This window comes from Paenibacillus sp. JT31N7, from assembly GCF_059692095.1.
Genome location: NZ_JCAUAT010000001.1, coordinates 1,070,164 through 1,092,012, shown reverse-complemented (window position 1 = coordinate 1,092,012; position 21,849 = coordinate 1,070,164). Strand labels below are relative to the sequence as shown.

Annotated in this window: 15 protein-coding genes and 1 riboswitch; of the genes, 9 read left to right on the top strand and 6 right to left on the bottom strand. The window is 54.7% G+C overall.

Annotation, left to right across the window (positions count from 1 at the left end; genetic code table 11):
• Positions 1–182 precede the first annotated feature (182 nt).
• Both AC58P5_RS04800 and AC58P5_RS04795 read left to right on the top strand, forming a co-directional pair.
• Positions 183–1,244, top strand: a complete 1,062-nt coding sequence (locus AC58P5_RS04800) for a Gfo/Idh/MocA family protein (protein WP_497384913.1) — start codon at positions 183–185, stop codon at positions 1,242–1,244.
• 28 nt (positions 1,245–1,272) lie between these two features.
• Positions 1,273–2,151, top strand: a complete 879-nt coding sequence (locus AC58P5_RS04795; RefSeq protein WP_497384912.1) for a sugar phosphate isomerase/epimerase family protein — start codon at positions 1,273–1,275, stop codon at positions 2,149–2,151.
• Between the two features lie 75 nt (positions 2,152–2,226).
• On the opposite strand, the gene AC58P5_RS04790 is transcribed toward AC58P5_RS04795, so the two are convergent.
• The 3 genes from AC58P5_RS04790 to AC58P5_RS04780 are packed head-to-tail and all read right to left on the bottom strand — an operon-like array spanning position 2,227 to position 4,788.
• The gene (locus AC58P5_RS04790) at positions 2,227–3,078 is read right to left on the bottom strand and encodes a MetQ/NlpA family ABC transporter substrate-binding protein (RefSeq protein ID WP_497384911.1); all 852 of its coding nucleotides are present in this window, start codon (positions 3,076–3,078) and stop codon (positions 2,227–2,229) included.
• Positions 3,079–3,113: 35 nt separating this feature from the next.
• The gene (locus tag AC58P5_RS04785; RefSeq protein WP_497384910.1) at positions 3,114–3,773 is read right to left on the bottom strand and encodes a methionine ABC transporter permease; all 660 of its coding nucleotides are present in this window, start codon (positions 3,771–3,773) and stop codon (positions 3,114–3,116) included.
• Positions 3,760–4,788, bottom strand: a complete 1,029-nt coding sequence (locus AC58P5_RS04780) for a methionine ABC transporter ATP-binding protein (RefSeq protein WP_497384909.1) — start codon at positions 4,786–4,788, stop codon at positions 3,760–3,762. The genes AC58P5_RS04785 and AC58P5_RS04780 overlap by 14 nt, the downstream gene beginning before the upstream one ends.
• An 83-nt stretch (positions 4,789–4,871) precedes the next feature.
• Positions 4,872–4,992: riboswitch (SAM riboswitch) on the bottom strand.
• A gap of 126 nt (positions 4,993–5,118) precedes the next feature.
• Here AC58P5_RS04780 and AC58P5_RS04775 point away from each other — a divergent pair.
• On the top strand, positions 5,119–5,898 hold the full coding sequence (locus AC58P5_RS04775) for an alpha/beta hydrolase (RefSeq protein ID WP_497384908.1): 780 nt from the start codon (positions 5,119–5,121) through the stop codon (positions 5,896–5,898).
• Positions 5,899–6,016: 118 nt separating this feature from the next.
• Here AC58P5_RS04775 and AC58P5_RS04770 read toward each other — a convergent pair whose 3' ends face one another.
• Entirely contained in the window at positions 6,017–9,166 is a 3,150-nt protein-coding gene (locus AC58P5_RS04770) for an alpha-mannosidase (protein ID WP_497384906.1), read from the bottom strand.
• A gap of 190 nt (positions 9,167–9,356) precedes the next feature.
• Here AC58P5_RS04770 and AC58P5_RS04765 point away from each other — a divergent pair, with 190 nt between their 5' ends.
• The 6 genes from AC58P5_RS04765 (at position 9,357) to AC58P5_RS04740 (ending at position 19,545) form a co-directional block, all read left to right on the top strand.
• Positions 9,357–11,192 (top strand): cache domain-containing sensor histidine kinase, encoded by a 1,836-nt coding sequence (locus AC58P5_RS04765; protein WP_497384904.1) that lies wholly within the window; start codon positions 9,357–9,359, stop codon positions 11,190–11,192.
• Positions 11,189–12,745: a response regulator gene (locus AC58P5_RS04760; protein WP_497384903.1), complete on the top strand. Its 1,557-nt coding sequence runs from the start codon at positions 11,189–11,191 to the stop codon at positions 12,743–12,745. Before AC58P5_RS04765 ends, AC58P5_RS04760 begins: the two co-directional genes overlap by 4 nt.
• A gap of 240 nt (positions 12,746–12,985) precedes the next feature.
• A complete protein-coding gene (locus tag AC58P5_RS04755; protein ID WP_497384902.1) occupies positions 12,986–13,915 on the top strand; it encodes an ABC transporter permease in 930 nt (309 codons plus the stop codon).
• Positions 13,916–13,954: 39 nt separating this feature from the next.
• Positions 13,955–14,911, top strand: a complete 957-nt coding sequence (locus AC58P5_RS04750) for a carbohydrate ABC transporter permease (protein ID WP_497384901.1) — start codon at positions 13,955–13,957, stop codon at positions 14,909–14,911.
• 91 nt (positions 14,912–15,002) lie between these two features.
• Entirely contained in the window at positions 15,003–16,496 is a 1,494-nt protein-coding gene (locus AC58P5_RS04745; RefSeq protein WP_497384899.1) for an ABC transporter substrate-binding protein, read from the top strand.
• A gap of 391 nt (positions 16,497–16,887) precedes the next feature.
• Positions 16,888–19,545, top strand: coding sequence for an endo-beta-N-acetylglucosaminidase (locus tag AC58P5_RS04740; RefSeq protein WP_497384897.1), 2,658 nt, complete (start codon positions 16,888–16,890; stop codon positions 19,543–19,545).
• Between the two features lie 528 nt (positions 19,546–20,073).
• Here the strand turns inward: AC58P5_RS04740 and AC58P5_RS04735 are convergent.
• Positions 20,074–20,799: a DUF6483 family protein gene (locus AC58P5_RS04735; protein WP_497384895.1), complete on the bottom strand. Its 726-nt coding sequence runs from the start codon at positions 20,797–20,799 to the stop codon at positions 20,074–20,076.
• A gap of 57 nt (positions 20,800–20,856) precedes the next feature.
• Positions 20,857–21,846, bottom strand: a complete 990-nt coding sequence (locus AC58P5_RS04730; protein WP_497384894.1) for a YpdA family putative bacillithiol disulfide reductase — start codon at positions 21,844–21,846, stop codon at positions 20,857–20,859.
• Positions 21,847–21,849: the final 3 nt, after the last annotated feature.

The window sequence follows — 21,849 nt, the reverse complement described above, 5'->3', positions numbered from 1 at the left end:
GACGGAAAATTCCGTTATGCTTTTTTGGTTTAAATAACTATTATTTTGATATCCGATAAATATAATTAATCAATAGAATTAAAAAAGTGTTCACCTCTTCTTCAAATAAGCTTGAAGACGCTTCCTTTTCATGTAAGAATGGAATAGATTCAACCTTATAGATGTGGAGGAGAAGGAGAAGCATGTCAAAACTTAAAATCGGCGTTATTGGTGCCGGCTCGATTTCCGAACTGCATTTCGGCGCCTACGCCAAAAATGCGCAAGTTGAAATTCATGCCGTTTGCGATTTGAACGAAGAGCGGGCCAAAGAGAAAGCTAAACAATACGGTGCTGTGAAAACGTTTACCGATTACAAACAACTTCTGGCCGATCCTGAAATCGATGCCGTCAGCATCTGCACCTGGAACAATACGCACGCGGAAATCAGCAAAGCGGCCGTTGAAGCAGGCAAGCACGTGCTCGTCGAGAAACCGCTGTGCAAAACCGTGGAAGAAGCGCATGCCGTGCAGGAAGCCGTCCGCAAGTCCGGCAAAGTGCTGCAGGTCGGTTTCGTACGCCGCTTCGGCACGAATACGAATGTTGCGAAACGCTTTATCGATTCCGGCGAACTCGGTTCCATTTACTATGCCAAAGCTACCGTACTGAGACGCCTGGGCAATCCCGGCGGATGGTTTTCGGACGTGGATCGTTCCGGCGGCGGCCCGGTTATCGATATCGGCGTTCATGTGATCGATCTGTGTTGGTATCTGATGGGCAAACCGAAGGTGAAATCCGTTTCCGCCGTTACATATGACAAGTTAGGCAACCGTTCACATATCGAGAATTTGAGTTTCTATAAAGCTGCGGATTACGATGCGGCAAAAAATACGGTCGAAGACATGGCATCCGCCCTGATCCGTTTCGAAAACGGCGCGGCGCTGTCCGTTGAAGCCAGCTTCACGCTGCATGCAAAGAAAGACGAGATTTCCGTCAAGCTGTTCGGAGACCAGGGCGGGGCCGAGATCGAGCCGGAACTGATGCTCGTGACGGAGAAGCATAATACCATTCTGAACGCGACGCCTCAGATCGATCATCTGACGTTCGACTTCGAAGCGGGATTCCGCCGTGAAATCGAGCACTTCGTAGACTGCTGCCTGGGCAAGCATGAAACGATTTCGCCTGTGGAAGACGGTCTGGAATTGATGAAAATTCTTTGCGGAATCTACGAATCCAGCGCAGCCGGCAAAGAAATTCAAGTGAATTAATTATAGTTGAGGGGAGAACTCCAATATCATGAGTATCCGCGTTCCGAACCCGATCGGGGTTATCGTAGACAGCTTCGGGCTTCCCGTCCGCGAAGGCCTTCAGAAAGCGAAGGATGTCGGCGCCGACGGTGTACAGATTTATGCCGTTAAGGGCGAAATGTACCCGGACAACCTGACTGCCGCGCAGCGTAAGGAGCTTAAAGCTTACATCGATTCGCTCGGGCTGCAGGTTTCGGCACTCGTAGGCGACTTCGGGGGTCACGGCTTCCAAATCCGGGCCGAGAACAAAGAAAAGATCGAGAAATCCAAACGCGTTCTGGACCTGGCTCTGGAACTCGGCACCAATATCGTGACGACCCATATCGGGATCGTTCCGTCCGAGAAGGACGACGTTTACGAAGCGATGCAGGAAGCGTGCGAAGAGCTGGGCCAATACGCCAAGAGTGTGGACGCTTACTTCGCGATCGAAACCGGCCCAGAACCGGCCGCTCACCTGAAGAGCTTCCTGGATACCCTCAGCACGAACGGAGTATCCGTGAACTTCGACCCGGCTAACATGATTATGGTGACGGGCGACGACCCGGTTCAGGGCGTCTATACGCTGAAAGACTATATCGTGCACACGCACGTAAAAGACGGCCTGCGCCATAAAGAATTCGATCCCCGTATCCTGTATGGCGCGGTCGGTTTCGAGCCGATGGCGCACGAGCGCATTGCCGATATGCTCCGTGAGGGCGAATTGTTCGAAGAGCTGCCGCTCGGAGAAGGCAAGGTCGACTTCGACCGCTACTTCCAGGCGCTTCAAGAAATCGGTTATCAGGGCTATCTGACGATTGAGCGCGAAGTCGGCGACGATCCCGCGGAAGATATCCGCAAGGCCGTCGAATTTATCAAGGCTTATCGTTAAGCCGCTAGACGCGAATAAAAAAACCTTTCCGGCCGGTTATCCGGCGGAAAGGTTTTTCGTTCCTGTTCGTCGTTCTTAGAACGCAGGCAGGATGGAGCCTTGGTATTTGTCTTCAATGAATTTCTTCACTTCAGGCGTTTGCAGAGCTTTGATCAGCTTCTGAACCGCTTCGGATTTCGCATTGTCTTCGCGAGCCGCGACAATGTTGGCATAAGGGGAATCTTTGTCTTCTACAAAAAGAGCGTCTTTGGCAGGTACCAGCTTCGCTTCAAGCGCGTAGTTCGTATTGATCAGGGCAAGATCGACTTCGTCCAGTACACGCGGCAGCATAGCCGCTTCGAGTTCTTTGATTTTGAAGTTCTTCTTGTTTTCTACGATATCTTTCACGGTTCCGGCAATGCCGACGCCTTCTTTCAGCTTGATCAGGCCGTTCTTCTCCAGAAGAGCGAGAGCGCGTCCGCCGTTGGAAGGATCGTTAGGGATGGCGATCGTTGCGCCGTCTTTCAGTTCGCCGATCGCTTTCACTTTACGGGAATAGCCGCCGGACGGTTCGATATGAACGGTTCCAACACTGACAAGTTTAGAGCCTTTGCTTTTATTGAACTCTTCTAAGTAAGGAAGATGCTGGAAGAAGTTGGCATCCAGCTGTTTCTCGTTAAGCTGCGTGTTCGGCAGAACGTAGTCCGTGAACACTTTAATGTCCAGGTTAACGCCTTCCGCTTTCAGTTTGTCTTTAACGGACTCCAGAATCTCGGCATGCGGTACGGCAGTCGCGCCGATTTTCAAGGTAACGGCGGCTTTCTCGTCGGTACCTGCGCCGGAAGCCGGTGTAGCCGTAGCCGAAGGTTCGGCTTTTTGTTTGCCGCAGGCTGCAAGAGCCGTCATGGCGACGATCAGAAATAAGACGATCAGTGAACGTTTTTTCATCAGGGTTTCCTCCTTGGATTCGGTTATCTATCGCATCATTTGCGTGTGAAATAGAGAACGAAACGGTCTCCGATCATCTGCAAAATTTGCACGAGAATAAGCAAAATAACGACGGTCGCAATCATGACTTCCGTCTGGAAACGCTGGTATCCGTAGCGGATAGCCAGGTCGCCGAGTCCGCCGCCGCCGACCATACCGGACATAGCCGTATAGGATACAAGCGTAACGGTGGTGATCGTAATGCCGGCGATAAGGCCGGGAAGAGCTTCCGGCAGCAGGACGCGGCGGACGATCTGGAATCTGCCCGCGCCCATAGACTGGGCGGCTTCGATAATGCCGCGGTCCACCTCGCGCAGTGCCGTCTCGACGAGACGCGCGAAGAAAGGCGCGGCCGCGATGACAAGCGGCGGAATCGTTCCCTTGACGCCTATGGAGGTGCCGACGAGAAGCTTCGTCAGCGGTATTGCGGCGATCATCAGAATGATGAAAGGGAAGGAACGCAGCACGTTGACGACAAACGAGATGACGATGTTGAACGTGCGGTTTTCCAGCAGACTTCCTTTCGAAGTCAGATAGAGCAGTACGCCGATCGGCAGCCCGATCACGAACGTGAACAGGGCCGAAAGGCCGAGCATCATCATCGTGTCGTTCGTGGCGGTTCCGATTTCGCTCCAATCGATTTTAGACCAATCCATTCGAATACACCTCCACATCCAGGCCATGCTCACGCAGGAGGCGGATCGTATTCTCCGCCGCATCCCGCGGGCCTTGCAGACGAACGACGAGCTGGCCGTAAGGCGTGTTTTTCATCCGTGAAATGGTTCCCTGCAGGATGGAGAACGTCACGCCTGTCTGCTGAACCGTTTTGGATAAAATCGGCTCGTACGTAGTTTCACCGAGAAACGTGATTTTCAGCACCGTGCCGTCCTGGGCAGGAACTCCCGCCGCGTCCGGCTTCTCGATTTCGACCGAATCCGCAACCTGTTCGATGAACTGCCGGGTTACGTCGTGCCGTGGTTTCAGGAAAACTTCCGCCACTGGCCCCTGCTCCACGATCTGGCCCTCATGAATGACGGCAACGCGGTCGCAGATGGAGCGGATGACCTGCATTTCGTGCGTAATGAGCACGATGGTGATCTTCAGTTTGCGGTTGATGTCCAGCAGCAGATTGAGAATGGAATTCGTCGTCTGCGGGTCGAGTGCGGAAGTCGCTTCATCGCACAGCAGGACGTGCGGATTCGTCGCAAGTGCCCGCGCGATGCCGACACGCTGCTTCTGGCCCCCGGACAGCTGGGCCGGGTACTTCTTGCCGTGCTCGGTCAGTCCGACCAGGGCAAGGAGCTCGGCAACCCGACGCCGAGCTTCCGATTTGGCCGTACCGGCCAGGCGAAGCGGGAATGCGATGTTCTCTTCCACCGTGGCGGAGGAGAGGAGATTGAAATGCTGAAAGATCATGCCGATCCGGCGGCGCTGATCTTGAAGCTTCTTGGTACTGAGTGCCGTAAGATCAACGCCGTCCACGACGACGCTGCCCTCGGTCGGGCGCTCCAGGAGATTGATCGTCCGGAGCAGGGTGCTTTTGCCGGCGCCCGAGTGGCCGATAATGCCGTAAATCTCGCCTTTATCAATCGTGAGATTAATTTCTTTCAGGGCGTGTGTTATGCGGGATCCGCTGCCGTATTGCTTGCGCAGCTTCCTGATTTCGATCAATTGCTTCACCTTCTTTGTTTGAAAAATAAGAAAAAGCCCATTTTGTAAAGACAAAAAGGGCTTTTCCGGTATCGAAAACGACCTTCTCATCTGCCAGAATCCGCCTGGATCCTGAAGGAATTGGCACCATTGTCATCGCGCATATTGCTGCGATCGGTTGCCGGGCTTCGCAGGGCCTTGTCCCTCCGCCACTCTTGATAAGAATCGGTATAGTATGAGGTTGTCCGAAATTAGACGGTAAAATGACAATTCCGAGTATAACCTAAGGATTTTTTGAAGTCAACGGTTATTTTACCCCTGGTAAATATAAACAAGGAGGAGATGGGCAGCATGGCTTTCATCCAATGTGATTTTTATTCCGAAGTACTCGGCATGTCAACTTCTATCCAAGTGATTCTGCCTCAGCGGACGACCAGCCAAATCGGGTTAGAGGGCAGCGCGACGGGCCGCAAGCACCCGACCTTGTATCTGCTGCACGGGTTGTCGGACGACGATTCGATCTGGATGCGGAGAACGGCTATCGAGCGTTATGCCGCTCCTCTCGGGCTGGCCGTCGTGATGCCGAATGCGGCGCGCAGTTTCTATACCGACATGGAGAACGGCTACGATTACTGGACATTTCTGTCGGAGGAGCTTCCGCAGGTATGCCGTTCCTTTTTTCCGCTATCGGACCGCCGGGAGGACAACTTTGTCGCCGGCTTGTCGATGGGAGGCTACGGGGCTTTCAAATGGGCGCTGAAAAAGCCGGAACAGTTCGCGGCCGCCGCCAGTTTGTCGGGTGTTACTCAGGCGAGCAAGATCGAACAGCGGTTCCCCAAAGATTTCCGTCTCGTTTTCGGAAACAACCGGGAGCTGCTGGAAGCAAGCGATCTGTTCGCGCTGGCCCGTCATGCGGCAGAGAAGAAGACGAAGCTGCCGGCTCTTTACCAGTGCTGCGGGACGGATGATTTTCTGTACGACGAAAATATCGCCTTCCGCGATTATGTGCATAGTCTGAATATTCCCCTCCTTTATGAAGAGGAAGAGGGGCGAATCCACGACTGGAGTTACTGGGATCAGCAGATCAGCCGGGTTCTGGATTGGCTTCCGCTTAAGCGTCAGGCGGAATAGAGTCCCATTCCCGTCACCCGGGTTGTCTGCCGCAGCCCAAAAAAGCTTCCCCGCCGTATGGCTGAGGAAGCTTTTTTTCGTGTTCGCGTTGGCACCAAGCCGTCATCTGACGGGACGCTTACGCTTGGAGTTCAATCTCGAACGTTTTGATTTCATAAGGCTGGAGCACGAAAGAAAGCGTTCCTTCATGGACGACAGGCCCTACGGGCTTCTCCATCAAGTTCGTTTCCCGCCAGGAAACGATGCGGAAATCGCTCGTCAACTGAAGCGCGTTGCGGCTTCCGGAATAGTCGTGAACACGCACGATGACTTTGCCGGAATCTTCGGCTTTTTTGACGGCGGAGATCATAGCGGTGTCTCCCGACAAAGTGAACATCGAACGGGATGGAACTTCCGCGGCTCCCGCCGAAGCCCGTAGCGGGCTGTTCAGCATCCAGGCCTGCTTCACGGTCTGGCCCTGCAGCCAATCTCCCCGGTGGGGAAGCAGGGAATAGGTGAAGGCATGATGCCCCTGGTCCGCATGGGTATCCGGGTGGGTTGCGCATTTGATCAAGGTGAGACGCATCACGCTGCCCTTGATGTCGTATCCGTACTTGCAGTCGTTGAGCAGGCTGACGCCGTAGCCCCGGTCCGAAAGATCGGCCCACTGGTGCCCGACGGTCTCGAACCGCGCCCAGTCCCAGCTCGTGTTCCAGTGATTCGGCCGCTTCACGTTGCCGAACTGGATATCGAAGGTCGCTTCCGTTGTCCGGATATCGACGGGGAAGGCCGCTTTCAGCAGCTGCTTCTGCTCATGCCAGTCGGCTTCCGTCACAAAATCAATGCGCGGGTGGCTGGCGTACACCACCAGATCTTGGCTGACGGATGAGTTCCGGTACACCCATTTGAAGCGGATCACGGCACGCAGCGGCCCTTCCTCGACCATTTCCGCGCCTGTGAAATCCCGGATTTCCTGCATGTTTTCCTGGTAAAAAAGATCGATATCCCACGCCTCGTGAGCGAGCGGCTTATCCTCGAAAAGCTGCAGCACGTTGCCCTTTGCGCCCGGAGCAAGCACTTCACGACGCTGCTCTTTATCGTAGATGCGGGTTAATTGACCCTGCGCGTTCCATTCCAGTGCATAAAACGGCGTCTCAATCCCGCTTTGATTCCACGCGAAAGGACTCGGTGATTCCGCTTGCCCGGAATCGGCCGCGAACTTGACGGTGGTGTAGCCCATAGGCGGAATGTTTTCCACTTCCACGATCCACACATTATCATGAAGCTGCGCCCCAAGCACATGACCTTGCAAGTCAAGCCATTGCCCGGATTTTCCCTGCTGCGGAGCCGCAATCGTCACAAGCTCCGTTACCGTCCACGGCGACGAGTTCCAAACGATGAAGGCGTCTGCACCGGAAAGATCCTTGCCTGCGGTAATCGCCTCGACCGCTTGTTCGTCGACAGCGCGCCCGATCGCTTCCGCTTCTTCGTATTCGATGACACTGTCCTCATACACTTCACGGATGGAAGAACCGGGAATAATGTCGTGGAACTGGTTGCGGAGAATGATCTTCCAGCCTTCGGTCAGTTCCTTGCCTTTGTACAGGCTCCAATCGTTATGCAGTACGCTCTGCATGGCATTGAGCCATTCCGCTTCGCGGTAAGCGAGTTCCAGCTTACGGTTCATCCGTTTGTTGTAAGCCTGGCTCGTGTAAGTGCCCCGGTGGTACTCCAGGTACAGCTCCCCGTCCCACGTGTGCACGTAAGCGTCGGTGTCCGCAGCCGTTTCCTGCAGCCGTTCAAAGTAGTCATCGGCGCGCCCCGTTTCCACGTTAGGCAGGCCGGGCAGGTTGTTCAATCTCCGGCGCATCTCCAGCATGTCGCGGTTGACACCGCCGCCTCCGTCCCCGTAGCCGTAGGAAAGCAGCAGCTCCTGGTTCATCTCCTTATCGCGGTAGCCGTCCCAGATACCTTTTACGGTTTTGGGGATAATCTGGCCGTTGTACGTATAGAACCAGGAATCGGGTCCGGACCACGGCTCCGGTGTCGTAATGAAGTGAGTGAGCACCTCGGAACCGTCGATTCCGCGCCAGTGGAATGTATCGAACGGCATCCGGTTGTACTGGTTCCAGCTGATTTTCGTCGTCATAAACGTATGAATGCCGGATTTCCTCAAAATCTGCGGCAGGGACCAGCTGTAGCCGAAAACGTCCGGAAGCCACAAATATTTGCATTCCGTGCCGAACTCGTCCGCCAGGAAGCGGGTGCCGATCAAGAGCTGCCGGACCAGCGATTCGCCGGAAGTGAGGTTGCAGTCGGCTTCCAGCCACATGCCTCCGCCCGCTTCCCAGCGGCCTTCCGCCGCACGCTCCTTGATCGCCTCGTACAGCTCGGGGTAATCCTGTTTGACGTATTCGTACAGCTGAGGCTGGGTCTGCAGGAAGGTGTAGTCCGGGAACATCTCCATGAGCCGCATCACGGTGGAGAACGAACGGGCGCACTTCTCCCGGGTGTGCTTGAGCCGCCACAGCCAGGCCACGTCGATGTGCGTATGACCGACACAGGTCACGGTCACATCGGATCTTTTGTCCATCCGCTCGATACGGGTATTCAGTTCGGTTCTCGCGGCATTTACCGACGCATAAAAATCGTCGGAGGCAGGCTCGGTCCAGTCGATCCGTTTAAACGACTGATTCAGAGCATGAAGCAGCGCCGTTCTCTCGGGAGCGTTGGCATCCAGAATGCGGACGGTATCCAGTGCCGCCTGCGCGGTGAAGTACAGGTCGTCCGCGGCTTCGTCCAGCCAGCAAAACTCGGCCTGCCGGATGGCATGCGTCTGATCTTGGGGCTGCCCGCCTCCTTCCAGTCCCGACCACAGGCGGAACAAAAGGTCCCGGGAGGTACCCGCCGCATCGTCCGGGAGGAACACTTCTTTGTGATTGGAATCGACCCCTTGATACGGTTTGCCGTTCAAGTAAAACAAAGATTCGAATCCCGAATTGTTGCCGCCGCCCGTATCGCCGAAATCAAAGCGGCCGAGAATGCGTTTGCCGGACCAGTCTTGCGGAATATGTATTTCAGCGGACAGCCACAAATAAAGATCGCGGCCCGTCCACGTATTGCCGACGTTCATCGTCTTCCAGTCCTCAGCGGGAGCGGGAAGGCTCGGATTGATTTCTTTGCGTTTGTCTTCAAGAGAAAGAAAAGACGGTATGGGATGCTTATCCCGGTAGCGAAGCTCGGATAGTTCACGGATACGTGACTGCAATTTGTGTTCGGTGAGGAACATGTCGAAGAAACCCCCTGTTGGAACCTGATTAGGGAGCGAGAAAAGGAGGAAAATCCTGTCTTATGGAGGTACGGGTGATTATAGGGATGGCTCTATTATAGTCCGTGGAGAGAGGGGAATGCAATTGCCTAATTTCCCCCTTCGGTGATAAGCTTATACGCGAATTGACCGAAAGTGACGGTGCCGACCCATGCCGAGCTTAAAAACGTTTTACCGGATTCACCTTAAAAAACGGATGTTTAACAAAATTCTTCTTTTTTACTCGATTGTCATGGTGCTGCTGTTTCTGGGCGTGTCCATCCTGGCTTATCAGTACTATGAGCAGCGCAGCGTGCGGGAGCAGACGGACCGCGTCCTTAAAGATCTGGATCTTGTAAGCGTTAACTTGAATCAGCTGTACGAACGGATGTATTCGGCCATCCAGCAGCTGTACACGGACGCGGCGGTTAACGAGGATTTGACTTATTTTTTATCGAACGAGTATGAAGATTATTTAAAAAGGCGGCTGAACCAGTACATCCAGAGCAGCGGAACGGAACCCAAAAATTTCGACAGCCAGCTCCGGTCGTTTCTCAAAGACGAGCCTTCCATCGCGAATATTCTTTTGTACAGCAAGGGGGAGCGCTTTTTTTATTTGATGAATCCCGGCAGCCAGCGGTTTTATTATCCGTCGGAGATTCCGCAGGACAGCCCCGGCTGGTTCGATTCCACCGTCAATCATCAGTGGCAGCTGACAGACAAAGGATCCGTCCTGTGGGAGGCGCGGAAAGATAGCGGACCGGTCTACTCGTACACCCATATTTTAAAAGATACCGTGTCGCTTCAAAAATACGGGGCCATTGTTTTCGATCTGAATACGGATGCGATCAAGCGCCTGGTAGAAAGCAAGCTGAAGGACCGCGGGGCTAAAATGCTGATGATGACGTCCGGCGGGCAGGTCATTTACGATTCCGAAAATCGTTATCAGGGGCAGATCTATCCGTACTGGCAGCAGCTTCAGGAGCAGAAGGACTGGGTGGAGCTCGAAGAGCCGTCCAAGGTGAACGTGCTGACCGTCGGCAACACCGGAATGACAATCGCGGGGATTATCCCGAAATCCCGGATCGAGCAGAGCATGCATACAATCCGGCTGAGTCTAATCGGGATTACTGCCCTTTGTATTGCGATAAGTTTTATGTTTACGTTTACGATCATCCGGCAATATTCCAAAAAGATCCGCAAAATCGTGACGCACATCCGGCGTCTTCAGGAAGGCGATTTGAGCGCACGCATCGTGCTGACCGGCGAGGATGAGCTGCAGGATATTTCCCAAAATTTCAATTACATGTGCGACCGGCTCGAAACGTACATCGACCAGGTGTACCGCTCGGAAATCAAGCAGAAGAATGCCGAACTCGTGGCGATGCAGGCGCAGATCAACCCTCATTTTCTGTACAACACGCTGGAAAGCATCCGTATGAAGGCCATCACGTCCGGGGCGAGGGATGTCGGTCAGATGATCTATATTCTGGCCGCCCTGTTCCGGGACATGATCCGCAAGCAGACGAATGTGACCTTGGCGGAAGAGATGGAGATGAACGGCATGTACTTGAAGCTTTTCCAGTACCGCTTTGAAAACAGGCTGGAGGTCGAGACCTACCTGGATAAAAACGCGGCCAACTGCCAGGTGGTCAAGCTGCTCATTCAGCCGGTCGTCGAAAACTACCTCGTGCACGGGTTCCGGCCCGAATCGGACTCGAACCGGATCGCGGTAAGCGTTGTGCGCGAAGAGGAGAACATCGTCGTCCGGGTGGTGGACAACGGAAAAGGAATGCCGCCGGAGAAGCTGGCCGAAATCCGCAAGCGGCTGGCGAGGAAGCCGGATTCCGATGCGCTTGGCGGCGGTTCGCTGGGCCTTCTCAACGTGAACGAGCGTATTCGCTCCCACTACGGGAGCGAATACGGACTCGCGGTCAACAGCGGCCCGGATCAAGGCTGTGAAGTGATTTTGAAACTTCCGGCGATACAGGGGGAGGTGCTTTCATGAGAAAACTATTTTTTGCCGACGACGAGCCGCTTATCGTCCAGGGGCTGTACAACCTGCTGCCCTGGGAGCAGTACGACCTGCAAATCGCAGGCTCCGCCCGAAACGGCCGGGAGGCCTTGGACAAGCTGAAGGAAGAGCCGGTGGACCTGCTCATCACGGATATTATGATGCCGGAAATGACCGGACTGGAGCTGCTGCGCCGGGTCAAACTGCTGAATCCGCGGACGAAATTCATTATTTTGAGCGGCTACGACGAATTTAAATACGTGAAGGAAGGTATCTTGCTGGGCATTGAAAATTACCTGCTCAAGCCCATCAATATCGACGAGCTGGAATCGACGGTCAAGCATATTTTGCGGGATTGGGAACGGGAAGAAATCAGCCGGTTCCGCCTGGATGAAGACTGGAAAATATTGCGCAACAATATTTTGCACCGCTGGGCGAACGGGACTATCGACACCAAGGAGTTCAGGGAGCGGGCGAGGATGCTCGGCATTCCTATCGATCACGAGGTTTACCGTTCGGCAGCGCTGCGGATCGTGACGGAAAACGAGCCTGCCTTCCAGTTTTACCGTCTTCCCGGCCTGGCCGAGGAGTGCGAACGGATCGGAACGGAGGAGCTGCCGGAGAACTGCGAAGTGATCGCTTTTCCGGGGGACGGCGATGAAATCACGATCTTGTTCGCCCTAAGCGGGAGCGAGGTCAAAGTGCTTCCGGCCTTGCGGAGAATGGCGGAGTGGATCGCCGGCTTCACCGGGTTTCGGGTCTGGTGCGCGGCGGGTCAGCCCGAAGAGCTGTATCAGGGGTATCCGGCCAGCGCCCGCGCCGTTCAAGCGTGGTATCAGGCACACTTAATGAGCGAACATCCCGGTGTGATCGTCGACGACCTGGCGGCTTATGCCTTCCGGGACGAAGAGCGTCCGGCTCAGCTGGAACCCGCGATGGACCGGTTCGTCAAGCTGCTGGCGGAGGGGAAACGGGACGAGATCGACGAGTTTGCGGACACGTTTTTTGTCCGGGACGATAGCGCGAATCCCATCCCGAGGCAGCCTTACTTCAATGCGGCCATTCAGCTTATGCTGGCGGTCAAGGAGATGGAGAAGCAGCCGGATTACAGCGAAGTTTTCGCGGCCCTTTCCCGGATTCAGACGCTGAGCGGACTTTCCGCACAGATCAAACGGGTGGCAAGCGGGATGCTGGACAGCCAGTCCGATGCGGTCCGCGAGTACAGCTCTCATGTAGCGGCGATGCTGGAGCAGGTGAAAGAACACTACTCCCGGGAGCTGTCGCTGAAGACGCTCAGCCAGAAGCTGCACATGCACCCGAATTACCTCGGGCAGCTGTTTCAGCAGGAGGTGGGGACCAGCTTCTCGGATTATGTGAACCAGTACCGGGTGGAGCGGGCTACGCACCTTCTTCTCCATACGGAGGGGAAGACGGCCGAGATCGCCCAGGAGGTCGGCTATTGGGACTCGTCTTACTTTTACAGGACGTTCAAAAAATACGCCGGGGTATCGCCGACGGAACTCCGCTCTATGTATACAAAAAGGTAAAAATAGGAAAAAGCATGCATGTGCGCCTGCACCGGCGTGCTTTTTTTTATGAAATCACGAAAGATTTCTTTAATTTCTCCATCTTGGATTAGATTTTTCAACTATACGGCGGAGGCAGTCAGCGGGGATAATGAAAACGGGAGCGAGACGGAAAGTCCCGCGTGAGTTACCGTTGTTGATTATAGGGGATTAACAACCGTAGAAGACAACCTAAGAAAAGGCAAAGGAGGGAAAAGCGCCGTGCCTGGCATCGTGAAAAGTTTAGTGAGAAACCGGGCGTTTCTCTTGTTGGTGCTGCCGGGAGCGATCTGGTTTATCGTTTTTGCCTACCTGCCCATGTTTGGTACGATCGTAGCGTTTAAAGACTTTCGTATTCATCCGGACGGCTTTTTTGCAAGCGTTTTTAACAGCGAATGGGTAGGACTCAAAAATTTCGAGTTTCTGTTCTCCACCAACGATGCGTATATCATCACACGCAATACGATTTTGTACAATCTGGCTTTGATTTTTCTGGGACTGGTCTGTGCGGTCGGTTTCGCGATCGTCATGAACGAGCTGCTGAACAAACGGCTGACCAAAGTGTATCAGACGGCCATGTTTATGCCTTATTTCCTGTCTTGGGTCATTATCAGTTACTTTGTGCTGATTTTTCTCAATATGGAAAAGGGCGTGTTCAACCAGCTTCTCGCGTATTTCGGAGCCGATCCCGTCAACTGGTACAGCGAGCCGAAATATTGGCCGTACATCCTGATTTTTATGGGCATCTGGAAAAACATCGGCTACGGCAGCGTCGTCTATCTCGCCGCCATTGCGGGAATCGACCGTTCGTATTACGAAGCCGCGATGATCGACGGAGCCAGCAAATGGCAGCAAATCAAGTACATAACGCTTCCGCAGCTCAAACCGCTGATGATTATTTTAACCGTGCTGGCGCTTGGTGGTATTTTCCGCTCGGACTTCGGCTTGTTCTTCCAGGTGACGAAAAACTCGGGTGCTTTGTATCCGGTTACAGACGTAATCGATACGTTCGTTTACCGCGGACTGACGGTTATGGGCGATACGGGAATGAGTACGGCTACCGGACTTTACCAGTCGGTTGTGGGCCTGATTCTGGTCCTGACGGCCAATTATGCGGTGCGGAAGATCGAAAAAGAATATGCCGTTTTTTAAACGTAAAAGCAGCAAGGATCCGGCTAGGGGGTGCCAGCAATGTCAGACTTGAGCGGATCGGTTAAGGCAGGGACGACGGCGCAAGCCCGAAGGGGCAAGAGGCCGAAAGATTTGAATGCGATTTCGCCGTTCTGGAATTTCGTGTTCTCGGCGGGCGTGGGTTTGTTCGCTTTGTCCTGCGTGTTTCCGTTTCTGTTTATTATTATCATTTCGTTTACCGACGAGAAAACACTCGCTATCGAAGGATTCAGCCTTGTGCCGAGCCAGTTAAGCACAGCTTCGTACCGGTTTCTGATGAACTCGGGGCAGCAGCTGCTTCAGTCGTTCGGAGTCACGCTTCTGGTGACGGTGCTCGGCACTTTGCTTACGCTCTATCTCGTCGCCACGTATGCGTACGCACTATCGAGAAAAAGCTTCGAGCAGCGGAGATTATTCAGCTTTCTCGCTTTTTTTACGATGCTGTTCTCGGGAGGTCTGGTGCCCTCGTATATCGTGGTGACCCAATTTCTCCATCTGCGCGACTCGATTTGGGCGCTCATTCTGCCGTCGGTACTGAACGCTTTCTACATTCTGGTGATGCGGACGTTCTTCTCCACGACGGTTCCGGACGCCATTGTAGAATCGGCCAAAATAGACGGCGCAACCGAATTCGGCGTTTTTACGAAAATTGTGCTGCCGATTTCACTGCCGGGCATTGCGACGATCGGCTTATTCAGTACGCTCGCTTTTTGGAACGATTGGTTCAATGCGCTGCTGTATATCGATAAGCCGACGCTGATCCCGCTTCAAACGATGCTGATGCGTATTCAGAACAATATGGATTTTGTCGTTCAGAACAGTTCCAAGGTCGTGTCGTACGATATTGCGGCCTCGCTTCCGACGGAAACGGTGCGTATGGCGATGGTCGTATTAGCCACCCTGCCGATTGCGCTCGCTTATCCGTTTTTCCAGAAATATTTTATCCAGGGGCTGACGATCGGCTCGGTAAAAGAGTAGGCTTCAAGGCCTTCTTCTTTACAAGGCCGTAGGAGAGGTCATGCCTATAAAGAAAGCGTTATCATTACTATTTTGTCAGGAGGAATCAGGAATGGCGGGAAAAAAAGCACTTGTGTTCATGCTCGCACTGATGCTGGCACTCAGTTCCTTGCTCGCAGGCTGCGGAAGCAAAAGCGAGGGCGGAGACAGCAAGCAGGGCGCCGGCGATTCGACCGAGAAGGAAGTTAAATTGAAAGTGTACCTAATCGGCGGCCCGCAGCGGGATTTGCCTAAAGTTCAGGAAGAGATCAATAAATATGTAAAGGAAAAGATTAACGCGACGCTCGATATTACGATGATCGACTGGGGCGATTATTCCAAACGGATGCAGGTGCTTTCCGCGTCGGGCGAAAATTTCGATATCGCCTTCACGTCCTCGTGGGCGTTCGAGTACCGCACCAATGCGGCTAAGGGCGCGTTTATGCCGCTGAACGACCTGCTCGATAAATACGGCAAGGGCATCAAGGAAGAGCTCGATCCCCGATTCCTCGAAGGAACCAAAATCGACGGAAAGAACTACGCCGTTCCGGTCAACAAGGAGCTTGGCGAGCAGTGGGTATGGCGTTTCAACAAGAAATACGTGGACAAATACAAGATCGACATGACCAAAGTACGTACACTTCAAGACCTGGAGCCTTACCTGAAACAGATTAAAGAAGGCGAACCGGAAGACATTACACCGCTTGCCGTACCGAAGGGATTCAAGCCGTATATTCCGTACGACTTTATTCTCGGGGATGAATTCCCGGTCGGAATGAAGATCCAGGAAAACGCTTCGGACTTCAAATTCGTCAATATTTTGGAGACCCCCGAGCTGAAAGCTTCTCTGGAAACGATCCGCAACTACTACCGGGCGGGATATCTGCGCAAGGATGTCGCCACGCTTGACGGCATCGACAATATCAAGACGGGCAAATGGTTCGTAGACCGCGAGATCACTCAGCCGTACGCGGATCTGGGCTGGTCCCGTAGCGCAGGCTACGATATCGTATCGACTCCGATGCAGGACCCGGTCGTGTTCACCGGCTCGGCTTCCGGCGCGATGCACGCGATTTCGGCGAACTCCAAAAATCCGGAACGTGCCATGATGTTCCTGAACCTGCTCAACACGGATAAATATTTGCGCAACCTGTTCAGCTTCGGAATCGAAGGCACGCACTACAAGAAAGTGTCCGAAAATGTCATTGAAGACCTGCCTGCGCTGAAGGACGGCTACCAGATGCCGGGCTTTGCGCTCGGAAACATGTACCTGACGTACCTGCACAAAGAAGAACCGGCCGACAAATGGGAGGCGTTCAAGAAGTTTAACGATTCGGCCAAAGTCTCGCCGACATTCGGTTTCAACTTCGACGTCGATCCGGTCAAAACCGAAGTGGCGGCCATTTCCGCAATCGCCCGCGAGTTTTACCCGGCTATTATGACAGGGTCCGTAGATCCGAATGAATACCTGCCGAAAGCGATGGAAAAAATGAAAGCCGCCGGCCTCGATAAAGTCATGGCCGAAGCTCAAAAGCAGTTCGATACATGGAAAGCGGAGAAGAAATGAGAGTACGTTCTCTCTAGTAAAGAAGCGGCCGCGGTCGTGATAGTACCCCTTTAAGCGGATCGTGTGTGAAAAGCGCACTATGGTCTACTTGGAGGGGATCATATCAGACGTGCGGCCGCTTTTTTTATGGATTCCGGATACGGCGAGGACGGGAAGGAAATCTCCGCCAAACGTATTTAATATGTACATGCAACCTTTAATTCCACCACTAGGAAGCGAATTGGCCTCGTTGTTATAATGAAAGCGTAATCATTACCAAGCCGGCGACAAACAGGAGGGAAATGATTCGGAATTCTCATCCGGCAGGCAGAGTCGGTCCGGCGCCTCATTCTCTAGGCGCGATTGCCGTCCCGCTGCACGTGCATGTCTCAACTTACATAGGAGGTCACAAATGAAAAAGATTGGCGTCAGTCTGGCTGTATCCTTCGCGGCGTTCGCGGCAATGGGTTTATCCGCGTCCGCAGCGCAGCCCCATTCCTCGTACTGGTATCCGGAGCAATTGCTAAAGTGGAGCCCGGGATCCGATCCCGATGCGAAATTCAACCGCAGCTCGATCCCGCTGCAGGAACGTTTTACGGGCGAGAAGGTGAACGCAAATGCGTCCAAGGAGCCCAAAATCGTGGCGCTGTCCGCCCTTAACGCGGGAACGAGCGGCGTTCCTTCGCAGGGCTCGGACAAATTCACGGCCAATACGTTCGGTTATTGGCAGTATGTGGACAAGCTCGTCTATTGGGGGGGCTCGGCCGGAGAAGGCATCATCGTGCCGCCAAGCGCAGACGCCATAGACGCCGCCCATAAGAACGGCGTGCCGATCATGGGCACCGTATTTTTCCCGCCGAGCGTGTACGGGGGCAAATACGATTGGGTGAAGCAGACGCTCCAGCAGAAGCCGGACGGCTCGTTCCCGGTAGCCGATAAGCTGATCGAAGTGGCGAAAACGTACGGTTTCGACGGCTGGTTCATCAACCAGGAAACCGAGGGCGGCACGCCGGCGGATGCCCAGAAAATGAAGGAATTCCTGAAATATCTGGAGGCCCGCAAATCCCCGTCCATGCAGATCATGTGGTACGATTCCATGACCGAAGACGGCTCGATCAGCTGGCAGAACGCGCTGAACGACAAGAACGAGATGTTCCTGCAGGACAAGCAGCAGAAAGTTTCGGACAGCATGTTCCTTAACTTCTGGTGGAGAGATCTGGCGGGTTCGGCCGCCAAAGCGAAAAGCCTGGGCCGGAGCCCGTACGAGCTGTTCGCGGGCATCGACGTCGAGGCCAAGGGCTACGACACCGGCATCCAGTGGGACCTGCTGTTCCCGAAAGGCAAACCGGCGGCGACTTCGCTGGGCATCTACCGTCCCGACTGGGCGTTTAACAGCGCGGACGGCATGAAGGACTTTTTCGCGAGGGAGAATAAATTCTGGGTCGGCCAGAACGGAGATCCCCGCAGCACGGATACGAATCAAGCCTGGAAAGGCATGGCCCATTACGTGGTTGAACAATCCCCGGTTGACCGGCTGCCTTTCGTCACGCATTTCAACACGGGAAGCGGGGAGCAGTACTACGCGGACGGCAAACTCGTGCGCGACAAAGGCTGGAACAACCGCAGCCTGCAGGATATTTTGCCGACCTGGCGCTGGATGGCGGAGAGTAAGGGAACCGCGCTTAAACCGAGCCTCGACTGGTCGGACGCCTATTACGGCGGCAGCTCACTTAAGGTGGAAGGCACGCTGAGTCCGGCCAATGCCACGACCCTCAAGCTGTACCGGACGGACCTGACCGTCGAACCGGCCACTAAACTGTCGGTCACGTATAAAACTTCGCAAAAACCGAGTATGAAAGTGGCCCTGACTTTTGCCGATCCGAAGGACGAAGTCGTCTATCTGGACGTAAAAGATAAAGTTCAGACCGGCTGGACGACCGAAACGTTTAATTTGACGCCTTATAAAGGAAAGCGCATTTCGTCGATTTCGCTCGTGTTCGACTCGAAAGAAACGATCCCGGCCTACGCGATCAACGTCGGCAAGCTTTCGGTCAGCAGCACGAAGGAGGAGAAGCAGGCGCCTCTGCCGGCCGTCAAGGACCTCAAGGTCACCGGTTCCGATTTTCGCGACGGCATTTACGGCGATGCCCGCCTGGAGTGGACGGCCCTGGACAAAGACGTGAAGCAGTACGAAATTTATCGCGTGCTTCCGGACGGTAAAGAGGAGTTCATAGGAGCTACTCCCAATAACGTTTACTATGTACCCGAAATGAAAAGAAGCAGTCAAGAAGACACGACCGTACTGAAAGTGGTCGCGGTCAACGGACAGTACCGGGCGGGGCAAGCCGCCAAGGCGGCGATCAAGTGGCCGGCTTATCCGAAACCGGCGGCCCGTTTTAAAACGGATAAAACGCTTGTCGCTCCCGGTGAGCAGGTGACACTGATCGACCAGTCGACGGAAGTCACCGAAGAATGGCTGTGGACGATAGAGGGGGGAAGCCCCTCTACAAGTACAGACAAACAACCGGTCGTCACGTTTGCCAAAGAAGGAACGTACAGCGTAACGCTCACGGCCAAAAACAGCGCCGGTCAAGATTCCGTGACCAAGGATGCGCTTATTACCGTCAGCAAAGACGCCGGTACGGCCGTTAACCTGGCGCTGGGCAAAACCGCCAAGGCGGACAACGCCTGCGGTCCTGCGGAAGGAGCGGCATACGCGGTAGACGGCAAGGTCACGGGCAACAGCAAATGGTGCGCTCTTGGCAGCCTGCCTCACTGGCTCACGGTGGACCTGGGAGCGGAGCGGACGATCAGCGGTTTTGTCCTTAAACATGCGGAAGCCGGCGGCGAATGGGCAGGCTTTAACACGAGCGACTACACGCTGCAGGTGAGTGCGGACGGCGTTACGTGGACGGATATCCTGGAAGTAAAAGGAAACCGGGCGGGCGAGACGAACGACGCCGTAGCGCTTGTAAAGGCTCGCTATGTGAAGCTGAATATCGTTAAAGCGAGCCAGGGCGGGGATACGGCGGCCCGGATTTACGAATTTGAGGTGCGCGGACTCCAGTAAGCCGGAGTTTAACGGACTTGCTAAAGCGCCCGACATGGATAGTTTAATAAAAGGACCGTTCCGCCAGCCTTTGAAGGCTGTCCGGAACGGTCCTTTTTTGTGGATGAGGCGCTCTACTGCTGTGGGAGCAGAGCAAACGGATACTGTAGCCATACGGTTAACCAGGGGCAGCGATGCGCTGTTAGCGGTTGAATGCCGCCCGGCAAGCCGCGCTGCGCACTGTTGGCTCTTAGGGGGCGCTAAACGCTGACGGCCCGCTCATGATTCCTTTGGAAGCGTCAGCGGGTCAATAGAGCAGGCCGTTTACCTCAAGGTCAAGCCGGCCTGCTCGGCACTTCGCTCTGGGAGCGGCTAATTCGCCGATAAGCGGTCAACCGGCAGGCCCGGATCGGGCGTTCGCGTCTGGCGCTCCACGTGCCTGACGAGCGAACCCACGCGCTTGGCGCGCAGCCATCCGCTCGTCAGGCACCTCATGCGTCAGGTGCATAAAGCGCTGGACGTCCCGGTCCAGCCCGTGCGGGCCGCCGTTCAGCCGGCGCTCTCCGCGTTCTCGGCGGCGGGGGTGCCTGTCCCTCCGGCCGAGATCCGGGGCCAGGCCGCCTGCCACTCGCGCAGGCCCGCTTCGACTTCGTCGCGGGGAAGCTTACCTGCGATCAGCTTCTCGTCGCTGCAAGCGAGCAGCCGCCGGTAGAAGGCAAGGCCCAACCCGGGAAGCTCTCCGTCTCCCGAGGAATCTCTGCCTTTCAGCTCATAGAGGAGGTTTTCCGCTTCGTCATAGCTTCCGGCAGCGGTGCAGTACTCCATGAGCTTGTACAAGACCGTCTCGGACTGTCGGTATGCTTTCAGCCGGTGGTTCAGGTAGGCGATCTCCGCGTGAAGGGAGATATCGTCCGACTCCGCGCCTAGATCAGCCGCCGTCAAATAAAAATACAGCGCATTGACCCTGCGCTGGTACGCTTCGCGCTCCCCGGACATTTCTTCGTAAATGTCCGCTTCCTCGCGGAGGAGCTTGGCGGCCGCCAGAAGCTTCTCGCCGCTCAGCGAGGCTCCCGTCATCATCATGCGGAGGGCGTCCTCCTCCGGAACAGAGCCGAGCAGCTTGGACGGCGGAAGCTGCATCCGGCCGTACAGCTCGCCGAGCTCGGCCAGCGCTTCCGCATGCTTCTTCTCTTTGCGAAGCTTGAGGATGCGGGTCGCAATCGCTTCGGTCATCTGCGTGATCATCGTCAATAAGTAATCTTTCCGTTCGAACAAGCCGGTTCCTCCTTATCGCGGCGGCGCGTTCTGCCAGGCAGCGGCAGCCGGGTAAATTTAGCGGGATGAAGCGTTTTGCCCCTTCGATGCGATATGCTGCGCGATGGCCACGCCATGTTTGCGGCCCGTCTCGATGAAAATCTCGTTGGCATTGTGGCCCGAAGCGATAACGCCGGCTACATACAGACCCGGCACGGTGGATTCCATCGTCTCGGGATTATAGACGGGCTTCATATGCTCGCCTTGAAGCTCTACGCCCGCTTCGATCATCAAGGTCCGGTCGGGCCGGAATCCGGTGAGGGCCAGGACGAAATCGTTATCCAGCACGCTTTGCGTCCCGTTCGTGTCGATGGTTACCGTCAGATCGTCGATCTGTACGACACGCGAAGAGTAGAGCATGCGGATATGGCCCTTGGCAACCATGCTCTCGAAAATCGGTTTCACCCAAGGCTTGATGGACGGGGACATCTGCTCCTGCCGGTACACGACCGTCACTTCCGCGCCGACGCGCATCAGATCAAGAGCCGCATCGATAGCCGAGTTATTTCCGCCGATAATCACGACTTTCATATTCGTATACGGGTGGGCCTCCCGGTAATAATGGGTTACTTTCGGAAGTTCCTCTCCGGGGATTCCGAGCAGGTTCGGCGTATCGAAATATCCCGTTGAAATGACGACATGTTTCGTTTCGGTTTCGATGTGCTGTCCGCCGCGGTTTACGGAAGTGACGACAAAATGGCCGTCCTTCTTACGGATGGAAGTGACCTCCTCGTAGCTCCGGATGTTCAAATCGTAATGCCGGGCAACGTTCCGGTAATAAAAAAGAGCTTCCTGGCGGCTGGGCTTGTCGCTCGGCGTCGTAAACGGAATATCGCCGATTTCCAGCAGGTCGGGCGTGCTGAAAAACTGGAGATGGGTCGGGTACAAATAAATGGAGTTCACGATGCAGTGCTTCTCGATCACGAGCGCGGGGCAGCCCGCTTTCTTCAATTCGACGGCAGCCGAGATTCCGCAAGGACCGGCTCCTACAATGATGACTTCTTCCATAAG

Excerpts from the sequence above, each read along its gene's own strand:
- AC58P5_RS04800 (WP_497384913.1), top strand. The coding sequence starts at position 183 with ATGTCAAAACTTAAAATCGGCGTTATTGGTGCCGGCTCGATTTCCGAA.
- AC58P5_RS04795 (WP_497384912.1), top strand. The coding sequence starts at position 1,273 with ATGAGTATCCGCGTTCCGAACCCGATCGGGGTTATCGTAGACAGCTTC.
- AC58P5_RS04790 (WP_497384911.1), bottom strand. The coding sequence starts at position 3,078 with ATGAAAAAACGTTCACTGATCGTCTTATTTCTGATCGTCGCCATGACG.
- AC58P5_RS04785 (WP_497384910.1), bottom strand. The coding sequence starts at position 3,773 with ATGGATTGGTCTAAAATCGATTGGAGCGAAATCGGAACCGCCACGAAC.
- AC58P5_RS04775 (WP_497384908.1), top strand. The coding sequence starts at position 5,119 with ATGGCTTTCATCCAATGTGATTTTTATTCCGAAGTACTCGGCATGTCA.
- AC58P5_RS04770 (WP_497384906.1), bottom strand. The coding sequence starts at position 9,166 with ATGTTCCTCACCGAACACAAATTGCAGTCACGTATCCGTGAACTATCC.
- AC58P5_RS04765 (WP_497384904.1), top strand. The coding sequence starts at position 9,357 with ATGCCGAGCTTAAAAACGTTTTACCGGATTCACCTTAAAAAACGGATG.
- AC58P5_RS04760 (WP_497384903.1), top strand. The coding sequence starts at position 11,189 with ATGAGAAAACTATTTTTTGCCGACGACGAGCCGCTTATCGTCCAGGGG.
- AC58P5_RS04750 (WP_497384901.1), top strand. The coding sequence starts at position 13,955 with ATGTCAGACTTGAGCGGATCGGTTAAGGCAGGGACGACGGCGCAAGCC.
- AC58P5_RS04745 (WP_497384899.1), top strand. The coding sequence starts at position 15,003 with ATGGCGGGAAAAAAAGCACTTGTGTTCATGCTCGCACTGATGCTGGCA.
- AC58P5_RS04740 (WP_497384897.1), top strand. The coding sequence starts at position 16,888 with ATGAAAAAGATTGGCGTCAGTCTGGCTGTATCCTTCGCGGCGTTCGCG.
- AC58P5_RS04730 (WP_497384894.1), bottom strand. The coding sequence starts at position 21,846 with ATGGAAGAAGTCATCATTGTAGGAGCCGGTCCTTGCGGAATCTCGGCT.